The sequence below is a fragment of the Caballeronia sp. Lep1P3 genome (genome assembly GCF_022879595.1).
Lineage (GTDB): Bacteria > Pseudomonadota > Gammaproteobacteria > Burkholderiales > Burkholderiaceae > Caballeronia.
In genome coordinates, this window is sequence record NZ_CP084265.1 from 2733804 (window position 1) to 2750945 (window position 17142).

General features: G+C 64.3%; 15 protein-coding genes and 1 pseudogene. 4 read left to right on the plus strand and 12 right to left on the minus strand.

The window, feature by feature from the left end:
- Nucleotides 1-47 precede the first annotated feature (47 nt).
- On the plus strand, nt 48-950 hold the full coding sequence (locus tag LDZ27_RS12795; protein ID WP_370653316.1) for a class II glutamine amidotransferase: 903 nt from the start codon (nt 48-50) through the stop codon (nt 948-950).
- Between the two features lie 46 nt (nt 951-996).
- Here the strand turns inward: LDZ27_RS12795 and LDZ27_RS12800 are convergent, their stop codons facing one another.
- The 6 genes from LDZ27_RS12800 to LDZ27_RS12825 form a co-directional block, all read right to left on the minus strand.
- The gene (locus LDZ27_RS12800; protein ID WP_244814440.1) at nt 997-1722 is read right to left on the minus strand and encodes an amino acid ABC transporter ATP-binding protein; all 726 of its coding nucleotides are present in this window, start codon (nt 1720-1722) and stop codon (nt 997-999) included.
- Nucleotides 1719-2396, minus strand: coding sequence for a glutamate/aspartate ABC transporter permease GltK (gene gltK, locus LDZ27_RS12805; protein ID WP_244814441.1), 678 nt, complete (start codon nt 2394-2396; stop codon nt 1719-1721). The genes LDZ27_RS12800 and gltK overlap by 4 nt, the downstream gene beginning before the upstream one ends.
- Entirely contained in the window at nt 2396-3136 is a 741-nt protein-coding gene (locus LDZ27_RS12810; RefSeq protein ID WP_244814442.1) for an amino acid ABC transporter permease, read from the minus strand. Before LDZ27_RS12810 ends, gltK begins: the two co-directional genes overlap by 1 nt.
- 68 nt (nt 3137-3204) lie before the next feature.
- Complete coding sequence (locus tag LDZ27_RS12815; RefSeq protein ID WP_244814443.1) at nt 3205-4098, minus strand: glutamate/aspartate ABC transporter substrate-binding protein; 894 nt, start codon at nt 4096-4098, stop codon at nt 3205-3207.
- A 258-nt stretch (nt 4099-4356) separates the two neighbouring features.
- Nucleotides 4357-5649 carry a Glu/Leu/Phe/Val dehydrogenase gene (locus tag LDZ27_RS12820; protein WP_244814444.1) on the minus strand — a complete coding sequence of 431 codons (1293 nt, stop codon included), beginning with the start codon at nt 5647-5649 and terminating at the stop codon, nt 4357-4359.
- Nucleotides 5650-5758: 109 nt separating this feature from the next.
- Nucleotides 5759-6730 (minus strand): LysR substrate-binding domain-containing protein, encoded by a 972-nt coding sequence (locus tag LDZ27_RS12825; protein WP_244814445.1) that lies wholly within the window; start codon nt 6728-6730, stop codon nt 5759-5761.
- 210 nt (nt 6731-6940) lie between these two features.
- Between LDZ27_RS12825 and LDZ27_RS12830 the strand changes: the two are divergent.
- Nucleotides 6941-7222, plus strand: a pseudogene (locus LDZ27_RS12830) (MFS transporter); the annotation flags it as partial.
- A gap of 96 nt (nt 7223-7318) precedes the next feature.
- Here LDZ27_RS12830 and LDZ27_RS12835 read toward each other — a convergent pair.
- Entirely contained in the window at nt 7319-9214 is a 1896-nt protein-coding gene (locus LDZ27_RS12835) for an ABC transporter ATP-binding protein/permease (RefSeq protein WP_244814446.1), read from the minus strand.
- Between the two features lie 236 nt (nt 9215-9450).
- On the opposite strand from LDZ27_RS12835, the gene LDZ27_RS12840 reads away from it, so the two are divergent.
- Nucleotides 9451-9846 (plus strand): acyl-CoA thioesterase, encoded by a 396-nt coding sequence (locus tag LDZ27_RS12840; RefSeq protein WP_244814447.1) that lies wholly within the window; start codon nt 9451-9453, stop codon nt 9844-9846.
- Between the two features lie 14 nt (nt 9847-9860).
- On the opposite strand, the gene LDZ27_RS12845 is transcribed toward LDZ27_RS12840, so the two are convergent.
- The gene (locus LDZ27_RS12845) at nt 9861-13001 is read right to left on the minus strand and encodes an EAL domain-containing protein (protein WP_244814448.1); all 3141 of its coding nucleotides are present in this window, start codon (nt 12999-13001) and stop codon (nt 9861-9863) included.
- A 186-nt stretch (nt 13002-13187) separates the two neighbouring features.
- Entirely contained in the window at nt 13188-13667 is a 480-nt protein-coding gene (locus LDZ27_RS12850) for a nitrate reductase associated protein (RefSeq protein ID WP_244814449.1), read from the minus strand.
- A 216-nt stretch (nt 13668-13883) separates the two neighbouring features.
- On the opposite strand from LDZ27_RS12850, the gene fdhD reads away from it, so the two are divergent.
- Entirely contained in the window at nt 13884-14711 is an 828-nt protein-coding gene (gene fdhD, locus LDZ27_RS12855) for a formate dehydrogenase accessory sulfurtransferase FdhD (protein WP_244814450.1), read from the plus strand.
- Between the two features lie 18 nt (nt 14712-14729).
- Here fdhD and LDZ27_RS12860 read toward each other — a convergent pair whose 3' ends face one another.
- The 3 genes from LDZ27_RS12860 to LDZ27_RS12870 are packed head-to-tail and all read right to left on the minus strand — an operon-like array spanning nt 14730 to nt 17138.
- Nucleotides 14730-15140, minus strand: coding sequence for a lysozyme inhibitor LprI family protein (locus tag LDZ27_RS12860; RefSeq protein WP_244814451.1), 411 nt, complete (start codon nt 15138-15140; stop codon nt 14730-14732).
- Complete coding sequence (locus LDZ27_RS12865) at nt 15137-15901, minus strand: enoyl-CoA hydratase (protein ID WP_244814452.1); 765 nt, start codon at nt 15899-15901, stop codon at nt 15137-15139. Before LDZ27_RS12865 ends, LDZ27_RS12860 begins: the two co-directional genes overlap by 4 nt.
- Before the next feature lie 25 nt (nt 15902-15926).
- Entirely contained in the window at nt 15927-17138 is a 1212-nt protein-coding gene (locus LDZ27_RS12870) for an acetyl-CoA C-acyltransferase (protein WP_244814453.1), read from the minus strand.
- Nucleotides 17139-17142: the final 4 nt, after the last annotated feature.

Sequence of the window (17142 nt, forward strand, 5' to 3'; positions counted from 1 at the left end):
TATTGTAACAACCCGGCCTAGAGCCTTAGCCCGTCTGCTTCAGCACCATGTGCCAACTTCTCGGAATGAATTGCGCCGAACCGACCGACGTGACCTTCTCGTTCACCGGGTTCGCCGCGCGCGGCGGAATGACGGATCATCACGCGGACGGCTGGGGTATCGCGTTCTTCGAAGACAAGGCGTGCAGGCTTTTCATCGATCATCAGTCTTCGGCGAGTTCGCCGCTCGCCGAGATGGTGAAGCGCTATCCGATCAAGTCGAAGAACACCATCGCGCATATTCGCAAGGCGACGCAGGGGCACATTCTGCTTGAGAACTGCCATCCGTTCATGCGCGAATTGTGGGGACGGCACTGGATCTTCGCGCACAACGGCGATCTCAACGGCCACGCGCCCGAGTTGACGGGCGTTTATCAGCCGGTTGGCACCACGGATAGCGAACTCGCGTTTTGCGCGTTGCTGCACGGCTTGCGGCGCGCCTTTCCCGGCTCCCAGCCGCCGCTCGACGAACTCTTCGACACCCTCGCCACGCTCACGCGCGACATCACGCAGTACGGCGTCTTCAACTTTCTGATGTCGAACGGCCAGGCGCTCTTCTCGCACTGTTCGACGCATTTGTACTATCTGGTGCGAAGCTGGCCGTTCTCGACCGCGCATCTGATCGACGCGGACATGTCGATCGACTTCGCCAAGTACACGACGCCGGAAGATCGCGTCGCGGTAATCGCCACGTCGCCGCTCACGGACAACGAAGTCTGGACGCGCTTCGCCCCCGGCGACCTCGCGATGTTCCAGCAGGGCGCGCTCGCGCGCACGGTCAACATTCCCGTGCCGGAAGAAGTCGCGAGGAAGGCGGCGGAGCCGCTCGCCAAGGCGTGCGTCGGATCGGCGTTGAAGGTCGACGAGATCCGCACGACGGCGGCAGTGGAATCGGAACTGGGCATCGAATAAAAAAGCGGCGCTTTCTCTCGAAAGCGCCGCTTCCCTGCCCGCGAACTCAGTGCAGGATCTTCGCTAGAAAATCCTTCGCGCGGTCCGACTTCGGATTCGCGAAGAACGCTTCTTTCTGATCGTCCTCGACGATGATCCCGCGGTCCATGAAGATCACGCGGTTCGCCACCTTCTTCGCGAAGCCCATCTCGTGCGTCACGCACATCATGGTCATGCCTTCCTGCGCCAGTTCGACCATCACGTCCAGCACTTCGTTGATCATCTCGGGATCGAGCGCGGAAGTCGGCTCGTCGAAGAGCATCGCGATCGGGTCCATCGACAGCGCGCGCGCAATCGCCACGCGCTGCTGCTGACCGCCCGACAACTGGCCCGGATACTTGTCGGCGTGCGCGCGCAAGCCCACGCGATCGAGCAGCTTCAGGCCCTTCTGCGTCGCCTCGTCCTTCGAGCGGCCAAGCACCTTGATCTGCGCGAGCGTGAGGTTCTGCACGATCGACAGATGCGGGAACAGTTCGAAATGCTGGAACACCATGCCGACCTTCGAGCGCAGCTTCGAGAGGTTCGTCTTCTTGTCCGTCAGCGACTGGCCGTTGATCGCGATCTCGCCCTTCTGGAACGGTTCGAGGCCGTTGACCGTCTTGATGAGCGTCGACTTGCCCGAACCCGACGGCCCGCATACCACGACGACTTCGCCCTTCTTCACTTCGGTCGTGCAGTCGGTGAGCACCTGAAACTGCCCGTACCACTTCGATACATTCTTGATAGAGATCATCTTGCGACCTTTTTCTGAAGACTTTTGACGAGGGCCGACGCCACCACGCAAACCACGAAATAGCACGCTCCGGCGAAGAGGACCATTTCGACGATGGTGCCGTCGCGGTCGCCGATGTTCGCCGCCGTGCGGAAGAAGTCCGCGAGACTGATGACGTAGACGAGCGACGTGTCCTGAAAGAGGACGATGGCCTGCGTAAGGAGCAGCGGCACCATCGCGCGGAACGCCTGCGGCAGCACGACGAGTTTCATCGCCTGAGCGTAGTTCATGCCGAGCGCGAACGCCGCGTTGACCTGCCCGCGCGGCACCGCCTGAATGCCCGCGCGAATGATTTCCGAATAGTACGCGGCTTCGAAAAGCGAGAACGCGACCATCGCCGATGCAAGGCGAATGTCGATATCCGCCGAAAGCCCGAGCACGTTCTGCAAGAGCTGCGGCACGATCAGGAAGAACCACAGCAGCACCATCACGAGCGGAATCGAGCGAAAGAGCGTGACGTAGGCGCCCGCGAACCACTGCAGCGGCTTGATGCCGGACAGCCGGAACAGTGCGAGCACCGTTCCCCAGATGATGCCGACCACGATGGCGAGCACCGTGATCTGCAGCGTGATGATGGCGCCCGTCCACAGCGTAGGCAGCGAGCCGATGACGCCACTCCAGTTGAACTGATGCATTACTTGCCTCCGATGTAGCCAGGCAGCCGCGTCTTCGCTTCGACCCAGCGCATCAGGAGCATCACGACCAGGTTGATGAGCATGTACGCGAGCGTCACCGCGATGAACGATTCATACGTCTGCGCGGTGTAGTCGACGAGCTGCCGCGCCTGCGCGGACAGGTCGAGCAGACCGATAGTCGATGCCACCGCCGAGTTCTTGAACACGTTGAGGAACTCGGACGTGAGCGGCGGCACGATGATGCGGTAAGCCACCGGCATCAGCACATAGCGATACGTCTGCCATTGCGTGAAGCCCATCGCGAGGCCCGCATTGCGCTGTCCGCGCGGCAGCGCGTTGATGCCCGAGCGCACCTGTTCGCACACGCGCGCGCCGGTGAAAAGCCCGAGACAGATGATCGACGACGAAAAGAACTGCGCCGACGGCGGCAGTTGCTTGAACCAGTTGCCGATGGAAGGCGGCAGCAGTTCCGGAATCACGAGATACCAGATGAAGAACTGCACGATCAGCGGAATGTTGCGGAAGATCGCGACATAGACGGTGCCCGCGCCCGAGAGCCAGCGATTCGGGACCGTTCGCATGATGCCGAACAGCGAACCGACGACGAGCGCGATCACCCAGGCTGCGAGCGACACGGTGATCGTCACCCAGAAGCCGGAGATCAGCCAGCCGAGATAAGTCGTGGGCTCGCCGGTGGAAACCGGACTTAGCAGAATGCCCCAGTTCCAGTGATAAGACATGGACTCACTCCAAAAAGAAACGGAAGAAGCAAGGCTCCTTCCGTCTCGTTCGTTCGTTGCCGAACCGGTTAGTCGATTGCCTTGTCATTCGGGCTCTTGAAGAGAGCCTTCATGTCGTCACTTTCCGGGAAGTTGAGGTTGAGGCCCTTCGGCGGGATCGGGCTTTCGAACCACTTCTTGTAGATCTTGTCCGCTTCGCCCGACGTTTCGACCTTGGCGATCGCGTCGTCGACGACCTTCTTGAATTCCGGATCGTTCTTGCGAATCATGCAGCCGTAGGCTTCATGCGACTGCGGCGTGCCGACGATCACGAAATCGCCCGGATTGTTCGACTTCGCGCGCTCGCCGGCGAGCAGCGCATCGTCCATCATGAACGCGACGGCGCGGCCGGTCGACAGCGTCAGGAACGACTCGCCGTGGTCCTTCGCGCTGATGATGTTCATGCCCATGTTCTTGTCCTGATTCATCTTGCGAAGCAGGCGCTCGGACGTGGTGCCGGCCGTGGTCACGACCGTCTTGCCCTTCAGGTCCGCCCAGTCCTTCACGCCCGAATCCTTCTTGGTCATGAGGCGCGTGCCGATCACGAAAATCGTGTCCGAGAAGGCGGCTTGCTGCTGGCGCTCGGCGTTGTTCGTGGTCGAGCCGCACTCGATGTCCACCGTGCCGTTCTGCACGAGCGGAATGCGGTTCTGCGAGGTGATCGGCGTGAGCTTCACCTTCAGGTCCGGCATGTTGAGCTTCTGCTTGACCGCGTCCACGACCTTCAGCGCGAATTCGTGCGAATAGCCGACGACGTTCTGCTTGTCGTCATAGTACGAAAACGGAATGGACGATTCGCGATGCCCCAGCGAGATGACACCCGTGTCCTTGATCTTCTTGAGCGTGCCTGCGTCCTGAGCGTAGGCGCCGGTGGCGAAAACTCCGAGCGCGGCGACGAGCAGCGCAGCCTTTTTAACCTTCATGTGTTCGATCTCCTGTGGCGAAAACGGGCCAAGTTTAGCAGGGTAATTATTCTGAAAGAATGATTGTTAACCGCAGGGCGTCTTATTTTCGAGACGCTTCGGTGCAACCGAGTGCAACTCCGCGCAGGCGCGCATATTACGCGATTTTTGACAAAAAGCGGGCGACATTCCTCGAATGTCGCCCGCTTCGTTCAACGCCGATGACGCGGCCCGAAAGCCGCGCCGCGCGCCGGTTGCACCTTCGCGCCTTCGCGCGAATCAGGGATACAGGCCGCGCATTTCGCGCGCCATGAGAATGCGCGTGCACGCCACGATGAACGCGGCGGTGCGCACCGATACCTGTTGCTCGCTCGCGACTTGCCACACGGCGGTGAACGCTTCGCGCATCACGCGCTCGAGGCGCTGGTTGATCTCGTCTTCGGTCCAGAAGAAGCTGGAGAAGTCCTGCACCCATTCGAAGTACGAGACGGTCACGCCGCCCGCGTTCGCCACGACGTCCGGAATCACGAGGATGCCCTTGTCGTGAAGGATGTCGTCCGCCGCCGTGGTGGTCGGACCGTTCGCGCCTTCCACGACGATCTTCGTCTTGATCTTCGGCGCATTCTGCTCGGTGATCTGGCCTTCGAGCGCCGCCGGAATCAGGATGTCGCTTTCGATGGTCCAGAACTCGTCCTTCGAGACCGGGTCCGCGCCCGCGAAGCCGCCGACGCCGCCGTTCTGCGCGACGTGCTCGGCGAGCGCGAGCGTATCGATGCCCTTCGAGTTATACAGCGTGCCCGTGTGATCCTGCACGGCGATCACGCGCGCGCCCGCTTCCTGGAAGAGCCGCGCCGCGATGCCGCCGACATTGCCGAAGCCCTGCACCGCGATGCGCGCGCCTTCGATCTCCAGCCCGACGCGCCGCGCCGCTTCCGTGCCGACGACGAACACGCCGCGCCCGGTCGCTTCCTTGCGCCCGAGCGATCCGCCGAGCGAGATAGGCTTGCCGGTCACGACGCCGGTCGCCGTCTGCCCCTGATTCATGGAGTAGGTGTCCATCATCCACGCCATGATCTGCTCGTTCGTGTTCACGTCCGGCGCGGGAATGTCGGTGTTCGGCCCGATGATGATGCCGATCTCGCTCGTATAACGGCGTGTCAGGCGCTCCAGTTCGCCGCGCGACAGCGTGCGCGGATCGACGCGAATGCCGCCTTTTGCGCCGCCGTAAGGCACGTTCACCGCCGCGTTCTTCACCGACATCCACGCGGAAAGCGCCATGACTTCGGAGAGCGTCACGTCCTGGTGATACCGCACGCCGCCTTTGCCGGGACCGCGGGACGTGTTGTGCTGCACACGATAGCCTTCGAAGTGCGCGACCGTGCCGTTGTCCAGTTCGATCGGGCAATCGACGATCAGAATGCGCTTCGGACGCTTGAGCGTTTCGAGCCAGCGGGAGAGCGGGCCGAGATAAGGCGCGACGCGATCGACCTGCCGGAGATAGTTGCCCCACGGGCCGAGATCATCGGCGTGCAGATACGAGGGAATGGCATGGTCAAGCTTCGGAGAGGACATTGATGCTCCAGCGGTTTGTGGAATGCGTCAATTGTCGAAAAACGGCGTTTTCAAATCCAATGCCGTTTCCTTATCCGATCATGCGTTTCGTGCATAACGTTGCAACGCCTTACGGGGCGGGCGTTTGCGGCATCGCGCGCAACAGTTCTTCACCGACTGCATCCCACAGCGCGCGAACGAGCGCCTGGCGCGGGTCGTCGCCTTGGGACGCGAGCTTGTCGCGATACAGCCGTATTTCCATCGTCAGCGTGAACTGACCGGCGGGCGTGCCGCGCGTTCCGCGATCCAGCCGCACGAGCCGTCCTTCGTCGACGGCGTCTTCCACCGCGCTATGCGGCAGAAAGGCGACGCCGTGCCCCGCGAGCGCCATCGCCTTGAGACCTTCGGCCATGTCCGTCTCATAGACCTTGTCGAGATACGGGCGCGCGGGCGCGGTCGCGATGATGACTTCCGTCATGCGGCCGAGATACGCGTTCGGCGTGTACGACAGATACGGCACGGGCGCATCGGCGGTGGCGGGCAGCGTGTAGCGCGCGCGGCCCGCCTTGTTCGGCGCGGAGAACGGGCTGATCGGCTCGACGCCGAGCGTGAGCATGTCGTAGCGCGCCGGATCGAGCGCCACCGGATGACTCGGATGGTGATAGCCCATCACGAGATCGCAGCCGCCTTCGACGAGCGAGAGCACCGCGTCATGCACGTTGAGCGCGCGCAGGCGCGTGCGGATGCGCCCGAGCCGCGCCTCGATATGTTCGAGCCAGCGCGGAAAGTACGTGAGCGAAAGCGTGTGCGGGACGGCGAACTCGATGGTCGCGGCCGGCGCGCCGCCCTGCCCGCGCAACAGCGTGCGCGCTTCGTGGAACTGCGAGAGCATCGCAAGCGCCTGCTCGTAGAACACCTGCCCCGCTTGCGTGAGCCGCGTCGGATACACGGAACGATCGATAAGCTCGGTGCCGAGCCACGCTTCGAGCGCCTGGATGCGTCGCGAAAACGCCGGCTGCGTGATATGCCGAAGCTCCGCCGAGCGGCTGAAGCTGCGCGTTTCCGCGAGCGAGACGAAGTCTTCGAGCCATTTGAGTTCCATGCTGAATGCGCGCCTCGGCCGTGCGGATACGTGAAGCCGCATTTTAAAGGCTCGATGGTCCGCGCCAAGGCGCAGCGCACCATGCGCAAGCACGCCGCACGCGTACGGTGCGATGCCTTCACGGCGCTTGCACGCGGTTGCTGGCGCCCGAAGTCGCGTGGCTGTTGGCGCGCGTCGCGTCGGCGTAAACCTGGATGCGATTGGCATGAGACGTTCCAGCTCGATCCGCATCGCTGGAAAGGCAAGACGGGGCTGCTATCGGGCGTCGTCGGTGCGGCGGGCGGTATCGGCGGCTTCTATCTGCCGGTCATCATGGGGATCGCCAAGGAAAGCACCGGCAGTTACCAGATGGGTTTCGCGACCTTCGGCGTGCTCGCGACGTGCGCGTTCGGCGCGCTGTTCGCACTGCGTGCGCAGTGGCTGCCGTGGTCGGCCACGGCGGCTCAGGAGCGCGATGACATTGCGATCAACGGCGCGCACGCGATGATGTGATGCGGCGCGGCGTCAGTGACGCTCACGCCCGGCGACGAATCCATGAAGCGGCGCAAATCGACGATCGCGCCGCGCGTTTCGTGGACCAGCCGCGCCTCAGACGCGCGCCGCATCGCGCCGATCGACTTCCTGTGCTCGGCCCGCATCCGGCTCGACGGCGCGCTGCTGCTGCAACGCCCACATCTGCGCAAATAGCCCGCCGGCCTGCAGCAGTTGCGCATGCGTTCCGCGCTCGACCACGCGGCCATGATCCATCACGATGATCTGCTGCGCATGCACGACGGTCGAGAGCCGGTGCGCGATGATGAGCGTCGTTCGATCGCGTGCGATGGAATCGAGTTCGCGCTGAATCGCGCGTTCGGATTTCGAATCGAGCGCGGATGTGGCTTCGTCGAAGATGAGAATGGGCGGGTTCTTGAGCAACGTGCGCGCGATCGCCACGCGCTGTTTCTCGCCGCCCGACAGCTTCAGCCCGCGTTCGCCGACGGCCGTGTCGTAACCGGCCGGCAGCGCCTCGATGAAATCGTGGATGTGCGCCGCGCGCGCCGCCGCGATCACTTCGTCGCGGCTCGCGGACGGCCTTCCATACGCGATGTTGTAGTAGATCGAATCGTTGAAGAGCACCGTGTCCTGCGGCACGATGCCGATGGACGCGCGCAGCGAATCCTGCGTCACGCCGCGAATATCCTGCCCGTCGATGACGATGCGCCCGCCTGTCGCGCGGTCCAGATCGTAGAAGCGAAAGAGCAGCCGTCCGAGCGTGGACTTGCCCGAGCCGCTATGCCCGACGACCGCTGTCGTCGTCCCGGCGGCGATCGTGAAATCGACGCCATGCAGAATTTGCCGCGCCGCTTCATACGAGAAGCTCACGTTCTCGAAGCGCACTTCGCCGCCTGTCACGGCGAGCGGCTGCGCATTCGGCGCATCGGGCACTTCGCGGCCCGCGCCGAGCAGCGTGAACATGCGGTCCATGTCGGTCAGCGCCTGCTTCAGCTCGCGATACACCACGCCGAGAAAGTTGAGCGGAATGTAGAGCTGGAGCATGAACGTGTTGATGAGAACGAGATCGCCGAGCGTGAGCCGCCCCGCCATCACGCCCTGCGTCGCGCGCCAGAGAATGAAGACGAGTCCCACGCCGATGATCGTCTGCTGCCCGAAGTTGAGCATCGAAAGCGAACGCTGCGACTTGATCGCAGCTGCGCGATAACGTTGCAGGTTTTCGTCGTAACGGCGCGTTTCCCATTCCTCGTTGCCGAAGTACTTCACGGTCTCGTAGTTGAGCAGCGAATCGATGGCGCGCGAGTTCGCCTTCGAATCGAGTTCGTTCATCGTGCGGCGATAGTGCGTGCGCCACTCCGTCACCTTCACCGTGAACACGATGTACGTGCACAGCGCGACGAACGTGACGATCGCGTAATACGCCTCGTACTTCGTCACGAAGAACGCGAGCACGAGCCCGACTTCGACGAGCGTCGGCAAGATGCTGTAGAGCGAATAGGAAACGAGTTGCTGGATGCCGCGCGTGCCGCGTTCGATGTCGCGCGACATGCCGCCCGTTTGCCGGTCGAGATGAAACCGCAGCGACAGCGAATGCAGATGGCGAAACACCTTCAGCGCGAGTTGCCGCACGGCGCTTTCCGTCACCTTCGCGAACAGCAGCTCGCGCAGTTCGGTGAAAAGCGAAGTGGAAAGCCTCACGCCCGCATAAGCCATCACGAGCAGCCCGATTCCGCCGATCAGCACGATGCCCGGCGCTCCCTGCGCGCGCCCGAGCGCGGTGAGATGCTGCACGGAAGCGAGACCATCGACGATGCGCTTCATCACGATCGGCACGCCGAGATTCGCGACCTTCGCGCCGATCAGGCAAGTGAGCGCGAACGCGACGCGCCATTTGTATGTAGTGAGGTAAGGCAGCAGCGAGCGGATCGTCTGCCAGTCGTTGCGCGGGCCCTGGGCGACGGGGCCCGGCTCGGTGTTTGAATAGCGGCGCATGAGTTCGAATGAGTGAGGCGCCTCGCGCGGACGTGCCCTTTTGCGCGGCGTGGGGACGCCTTGTGCTCGTGTGGGGCGGGCGCACGCCGGCGCGTGCTTCCCGTACAATTTGCCGCAAGCCGCGGCGCGATTGCGCGAAGGGGCTTACCCTCTACATAAGCATTGTCGCAGAAGGTTCAGGGCTGCGCTCGCAGCCGCCTTCCTCAACGAACGACGACATCAACCGGACGCCTCCCATGCCGCAAGAATCCAAGCTCCCGCAGAAACCCGTTGCCCTGCGTGTCGTGCCGCAGCCCGCCGACGCCAACATGCATGGCGACGTCTTCGGCGGCTGGATCATGGCGCAGGTGGATATCGCCGGCTCCATTCCGGCGAGCCGCCGCGCGAACGGACGCGTCGCGACCGTCGCGGTCAATTCGTTCCTGTTCAAGAACCCGGTGTTCGTCGGCGACTTGCTGAGTTTCTATACGGACATCGTGAAGACGGGCAATACGTCGATCACCGTCTATGTCGAAGTGTTCGCGCAGCGCATGAGTCTCGCGGAGGAAGTCGTCAAGGTGACGGAGGCGACGCTTACCTACGTCGCCACCGATCACGACCGCCGCCCGCGCGCGCTGCCGTCGCTCGACTGAGCGCGCGCGTTCGCTCAGTTGGCGAGCACGCCCTGCCGCAGCAAGCCGGGAATCTCGTCGTGCGGCATCGGGCGCGAGAAGAGATAGCCCTGCATTTCGTCGCAGTCGCGCTCGCGCAGGAAGTCGTGCTGCGCGGACGTCTCGACGCCTTCCGCGATCACCTGCAATTCCAGCGAATGCGCGAGCGCGATGATCGCGGAGGTGATGGTTTCGTCGTCGCCGGACGAGCCGATATCCGCGACGAACGAGCGGTCGATCTTCAGCCGATGCACCGGAAAGCGCTTCAGATACGACAGGCTCGAATAGCCGGTGCCGAAGTCGTCGATGGCAATGCCGATGCCGAGCGCCGATAGCTCGGAGAGCATCATCGCCGCGTTGTCCGCGTTGCGCATGATCGCGCTTTCGGTCAGTTCCAATTCCAGATAACGCGGTTCCAGCCCGGTTTCCTCCAGCACGGAAGTCACGAGCGTGGCGATATCGCGCTGCTGGAAATGCCGCGCCGACAGGTTCACGGACACGCGCGCGGGCGGCAGCCCCGCGTCCTGCCATGCCTTGTTCTGACGGCACGCCTCGCGCAGCACCCATTCCGAAAGCGGCCCGATCAGCCCGCTTTCCTCCGCGACGGGAATGAACGCGGCCGGCGACACGAGTCCCTGCTCGGGATCGCGCCATCGCACGAGCGCCTCGATGCCGACGATCGCGCCCGTCGCCATGTCCACTTGCGGCTGGTAATGGAGCAGGAACTCGCCCTCGCGCAGCCCGCGCCGCAGACGCCGCTCCAGATCCATGCGCGCCCCGACGCTCGCGTTCATTTCCGGCTGATAGAGCTGGTACGTGTTGCGCCCCATGTCCTTCGCGCGATACATCGCGAGGTCGGCTTTCTTCAGCACGGTCTCGGCGTCGTCGCCGTCTTGCGGATAGAGACTCGCGCCCATGCTGCAGCCCACATACAGCTCTGTTTCGTCGAGCCATACGGGTTCGGAGATCGCCGCGCGCGTGCGCTCCATCCACGCGATGAGCGCCGCCTCGTCTTCGAGATCGGGCAGCACGAACACGAACTCGTCGCCGCCGTGACGCGCCACCGTATCGCTCGTTCGCGCCGAGCGCGCGAGCCGCTCGCCGATTACCGCGAGCAGCCTGTCGCCGACGCTGTGGCCGAGACTGTCGTTGACGTTCTTGAAACCGTCGAGGTCCATGAACACGACCGCGATGCGGCTCTCGCGCCGGCGCGCCTGCTCGATCGCATGCTGAAGACGGTCGCGCAGCAGATTGCGGTTCGGCAATTGCGTGAGCGTGTCGTAATTCGCCTGGTATTCGAGCTGTTCCTGATAGTTCATCAGGTCGGTCACGTCGTTGATGATGCCGATGTGATGCGTCGTATGGCCCTGCGCGTTCGGCACCGGCGCGACGAACAACTGGTTCCAGAAAAGCGCCCCGTCCTTGCGATAGTTGCGCAGCACGACGCTCGCCTCGGCGTTCCCGGCGAGCGCGCGGCGAATCGACGTGAGTCCTTCCTGATCGCCGTCAGGACCGTGCAGGAAACGGCAGTCACGGCCGATGACTTCCTTCGGCTCGTAGCCCGTGATGCGCTTGAACGCCGGGTTCGCGTACTCGATCACGTTCGCGCCGTTGACCGCGCCGGTGATCAGAATCGCGTTCACGCTCGCGTCGAGCGCGCGGCTTTGCAGACGCAGCGCGAGTTCGGCGCGCTTGCGCGCGGTCACGTCCTGATACGAACCCAGCACGCCGATGGTCTGCCCTTCGCCGTCCATGAGCGGCAGCATGCTCGTCACCACCGTATGCAGCGTGTCGCCCACGAGCACGTCACGTTCGAAGTGCATTTTCGGCACCGTCGTGTCGATCACTTCGCGGTCGTCGGCGCGCACTACGTCGGCGGCGGCGCTCCACGGCAGGTCGAAGTCCGTCTTGCCGACGATCTGCTCGTTGTACGCGAGGCCGGCGTCGCGGGCGAACGCGTTGTTGCAGCCGAGATAGCGCGATTCGCGGTCCTTCCAGAACACGCGCTGCGGAATGTTGTCGATGACCGTCTCCAGCATCTCGTTGGAGCGGCGCGCCTCGGCTTCCGCGTTGATGCGGTCGGTCACGTCGTGAGCGAGCATGAAAAGCCCCGGACGGCCCGAATACCCGAGCGTGTGATGCGAGACGTCGGCGCTGCTCGTCGAGCCGTCGCGATGCCGGTAACGCCATACGCCGCTCGAACTCTGCCCGCGCGCGGCGCGCTCGCCGCTATCACCGTTGCCGCCGTTGTTCCCGGTTTCGGCCGCGCTGCGCGCAAGCCGCGCGGCGAAGCGGTCGAAGTCGTCGGCGACGTGGAGCTCGCGCAGCGTCATCTGCATGAACTCGTCTTGCGAATAGCCGTAGTGGGCGGTGGCGGCCGGATTGACGGCGATGAAACGCATGGTGTCGCGATCGACGATCCACATCGGCACCGGATGCGCCTCGAACATGCTGCGAAAGCGCTCGTTGCTGCGCTGCTTCGCACGCACGACGCCGAGCTTTTCGCGCGCCGCGCGCTCGTGGGTCACGAAGAGCGTGATGAGCGCGCCGCTGCCGAGAAGCATCGTGATCGCGAGCAGCAGCATCGCGCCGCCCGAGCCGCGCGCGGAACGCTCGAGCGCGGCGATCGTCGCGGTATCGATGCGCGCGCGTACATCGCCGAGCTGTTCGTCGACCGCCTGGAGGTCTCCGCTCAGCAGCACGAACGCGGTGTCGGCCCAGGCGCGCGATTCGTCGGCGCTTGCGCGGCGCGCGCGCTCGTCCGCGAGACCGGCGTCGCTGCGCATGGCGGCGGCGCGCGCGGCGAGCGCATCGAAGGCGTCGGCCATGCCCGGCTCCATCGCCGTCTGCGCGCGCAGGCCGCTTTCGAGCGCGTCGAGATGCTTTTCGCGCGCGTCGCGCTCGGCAGCCGGTTCGGCGATGCCCGTCGCCTCGAAGCGGCTCAATCGAGTCAGCGCCTCGCCGATCTCGCCGCGATACGCCGCAAGGTCGCGCAGGAGGCCCATCGAGCGGACCGTGCGCGCATCGCTCTCGCGCAGGTCGGCGATCCGCTCGCAAGCGACGAAGGCGTTCGCGCCGAGCGCGGCCAGCACGACGGCGATATTGACGAGCAAACGCCTGGAAAAGAAACGAGTCATGAGCGGCAAGCCGGTCCCTTTGTTCCTTTGAGCGCGGGCGCTCGCGCGTCAAGTGCGCGCGCCCACGCAAAAGCGCGGCGCGAGCGCGAAGCTCACACCGCGATTAATGGATAACGTGGATAACGGCAGGTTTTGCGCCGGCTTTAGCGGCGCGGCGCAAATTTCGCGCTCGGGACTCGGGCGCGGCTACTCGGCGAGGCCGAACTCCCGCATCGCGGGCGCGAAGTCGTGATTCTGCTTGTCGGTATTGCGCGACAGCTTCGCGAGCGCATAGCGCTGGAAACGGTCGAGCGCGGCCCAGTGCGACAGGCTCGGCGGACTCACGCCCGCAAGACTGCTCTGACGAATGACGGTTTCCGGCACCGCGTCGGCGTGATTCCAGACCGGATCGGCGTCGCGCTCGATCTTCTCCGGCGCGGCGTTCGCGTGCGTTTTCATCATCTCTTCGAGCGCGAGGTCGAAGTTTTTCTCCACTTCCACTTCGTCCTCGACGGGGAAGCGCGCGAGCAGCGCGCGGTCGTCATACGGCAGCATCTGCCATTGATCGAGCGTGATTCGCATGCCGAAGCGATCGAGATTGAAGCGCACCGCAAGCGGAATGAAGCGCAGATTGTCCGAGGATTCGACCTCGAACCCGAAAAGACGCGCGGCGTCGTAAAGTCCCATGGCGATAGCCTCGTTGGATTGGGGCGCGCGCGGCGCGCATCGCCCGCTTCAGTTATTGTAGGGCTTGGTATTGGGCTGGAACCGTGCAGTGAGAGACGCAGCGCACCATCTTGCAGCGTCCCGACAGCAAGCGCATTTAGCAAGCCATGTACCCGGAAGTTTGCGCACGTCCGCAGTGGCGCAACAACGGAGCAACGGAGCAACGGAGCATCAGAAGTGGATCAACTCGAAACCGAAGACCAGCCGGGCTACGTCGAGCGGCAGGTGCGAAGGCATCGGCTGGGCGAAAGCGCCGTCGCGGCTGACAACGTCGGCCAGGAATGGCCGGTCGCGCTGGTGTACAACGGCATCTCTCACGCGGTGATGATGTGCACCCCGCGCGATCTCGAAGCCTTCGCGGTGGGCTTCTCGTTGACCGAGGGCATCGTCGCGCGAGGCAGCGACATTCACGACATCGAGGTCTATCACCGCGACGATGGAATCGCCCTGCCGCACGCCGAAGTGCATCTGCAGGTGGTGCAGCAGGCATTTGCGTCGCTCAAGGACAAGCGGCGCGCGCTTGCCGGGCGGACCGGCTGCGGCGTGTGCGGGATCGAAAGCATCGACTTGCTGGATCTGCAACCCGAGCGCGTGCCGAATACGGGCTTTCTGACGCGCCTCGCGCCCGACGCGATCGCGCGGGCGGCGCGTGAATTGCCGGCGCATCAGCGGTTGACGAAGCTCACCGGCGGACTGCACGCCGCCGCATGGTGCGACGAACACGGCGCGATCCGCTACGCGTTCGAGGACGTGGGCCGGCACAACGCGCTCGACAAGCTCATCGGACAGCTCGTGCTGCAACGCGTGGACACGACGCAGGGCTTCGTGTTTCTGTCGAGCCGCGCGAGCTATGAGCTCGTGCGCAAGTCGGCGCGCGTCGGCGTGCCGATGGTCGCGACGATTTCCGCGCCGACATCGCTTGCCATCGCGATCGCAAAGCAGGCCGGATTGCGGCTCGTGAGCTTCGCGCGCGAGGGCGGCTTCGTCGAGTACGAGGTCAAATGACCGCGTGACCGCGTGCGCTCACTGACCGCCGCACGACACGTCTCCTTCCTTGCAATGAAGCTGCGCTTGCAGATGCGCCGTCTGCGCTTCGGTGAGCTTTTCGACGCACATCGCGTATTCCATCGAATGGATGCTGCCGCCGCGCGTCGCCATCGTGTCGAACTCGCATTGCGCGTCGCGCCACGCGAGCCACGACCGTTGCGCCTTGCGCAGTTGCTCGGCGCCATCCTTGCTGACTTTGCCGAGCAGCGTGCGGTAGGTGTCGTTCAGCGTCTGGTCGGCGGCTTTCAGATCGCGGCCCGCGCATTCGTCCATCGCTATCTGCGTCGCTGCGTTCTTCATGCAGGCAGATGAGTCGGCCCACGCGGGCGCGGTCGCAACGAGGAGCGTCGCGGCGGTCATGCGAAGGCATAGCCTGAGCGGATTCATTCGAACCTCCCGAAATTCGGCCTGCGCTTTTCAAAAAACGCCTGGAACGCCTCGCGTGCCTCGGGCGCGACGAGCATCCGCGAGAAATGCGCCGCCTCTTCCTCCATTCGCGCGGCCACTTCGTCGCCGTGCGCGCCTTTCATCAGCGCTTTCGTCGTTCTGAGCGACGAAGCCGGCAGCGCCGCGAGCCTTCGCGCGCGCTCGAACGCGTACGCATCGACTTCGGCGGCGTCGAGCGCACCGTTGACAAAGCCCATGCCGATCGCCTCGTTCACATCGAACGCCTCGCCCAGCAAGAGCTTTTCGGCTGCGCGCTGATACCCCGCGATGCGCGGCAGCAGCAGGCTCGACGCCGCCTCGGGACACAGCCCGAGTTGCACGAACGGCAGCGAGAACTTCGCGTCGCGCGCGGCGTAGACGAGATCGCAGTGCAGAAGCATCGTCGTGCCGATGCCGACGGCCACGCCCGCCACCGCCGCCACGACGGGCTTGGGCATGCCGCTCAACCGCCGCAGAAACTGGAAGACGGGCGCATCGAGATCCTCCGGCGGGTTGTTCAGGAAATCGTCCAGATCGTTGCCCGCGCTGAACGCGCCGCCGTTGCCGCGCAAAAGTACCGCGCGAACGGTCGGGTCCTTCTCGGCTTCGAAGAGGCCGTCGGCCATTTCCTGATACATCGCCGCCGTGATCGCGTTCTTCTTGTCGGCGCGGTTGAGCACGATCGCCAGCACGCCCTCTGCGCGTTCGATGAGAATATCCATGCGCTGTCTCCTGGTGATGACCGCGTCAAACGCGCTCGATGATGCCCGCCGCGCCCATGCCGGTGCCGACGCACATCGTCACCATGCCGTACTTCAGGTTGCGGCGGCGCAGGCCGTGCACGACCGTCGCCGAACGGATCGCGCCCGTCGCGCCGAGCGGATGCCCGAGCGCGATCGCCCCGCCGAGCGGATTGAGCTTCGACGTGTCGAGGCCCAGATCGTTGATGACCGCGAGCGATTGCGCCGCGAACGCTTCGTTCAGTTCGATCCAGTCGAGGTCGTCCTGCCTCAACCCGGCGTTCTTGAGCGCCGCGGGAATCGCTTCCTTCGGCCCGATGCCCATGATTTCCGGCGGCACGCCGCGCACCGCGAAGCTCACGAAGCGCGCGAGCGGCGTCAGGTTGAACTGCTTGAGAATCTTCTCCGACACCACGATCAGCGCGCCGGCGCCGTCGGACGTCTGCGAGCTATTGCCCGCCGTCACCGAACCCTTGTTCGCGAACACGGGACGCAGCTTCGCGAGCGCTTCGAACGACGTATCGGCGCGCGGGCCTTCATCGAATGCGATCTCGCGCGCGTTCACGCGCACTTCGCCCGACGCGAGATCCGGAAAGCGCTCGTTGAGCGTATAAGCGGCGATTTCATCGGCGAATTCGCCCGATTGCTGCGCGGCAAGCGCCTTGCGATGCGATTCCACCGCGAACGCGTCCTGCGCCTCGCGGCTCACTTTCCAGCGCTCGGCCACGCGCTCGGCGGTCAAACCCATGCCGTATGCGATGCCGATGTCTTCGCTGCGCTCGAAGATGTGCGGCGACAGCGACGGCTTGTTGCCCATCATCGGCACCATGCTCATCGACTCGCAGCCGGCCGCGATGATCGCATCGGCTTCGCCCACGCGGATGCGGTCCGCCGCCATCGCGAGCGCCGTGAGGCCGGACGCGCAGAAGCGGTTCACCGTCACGCCGCCGACCGTCTTCGGCAGCCCGGCGAGCAGCGCGCCCATGCGCGCGACGTTCAGGCCCTGCTCCGCTTCGGGAATCGCGCAGCCGACGATCGCGTCTTCGATCACATTGACGTCGAGCCCCGGCACTTGTGCGACGGCCGATTTCATCGCGTGGACGAGCAGTTCGTCCGGGCGCGTATTGCGAAACACGCCGCGCGGCGCTCGGCCGATGGGCGTGCGGCTCGCGGCGACGATGTATGCGTCCTGCAGTTGCTTGTTTTGCGAATGACTCATTGTG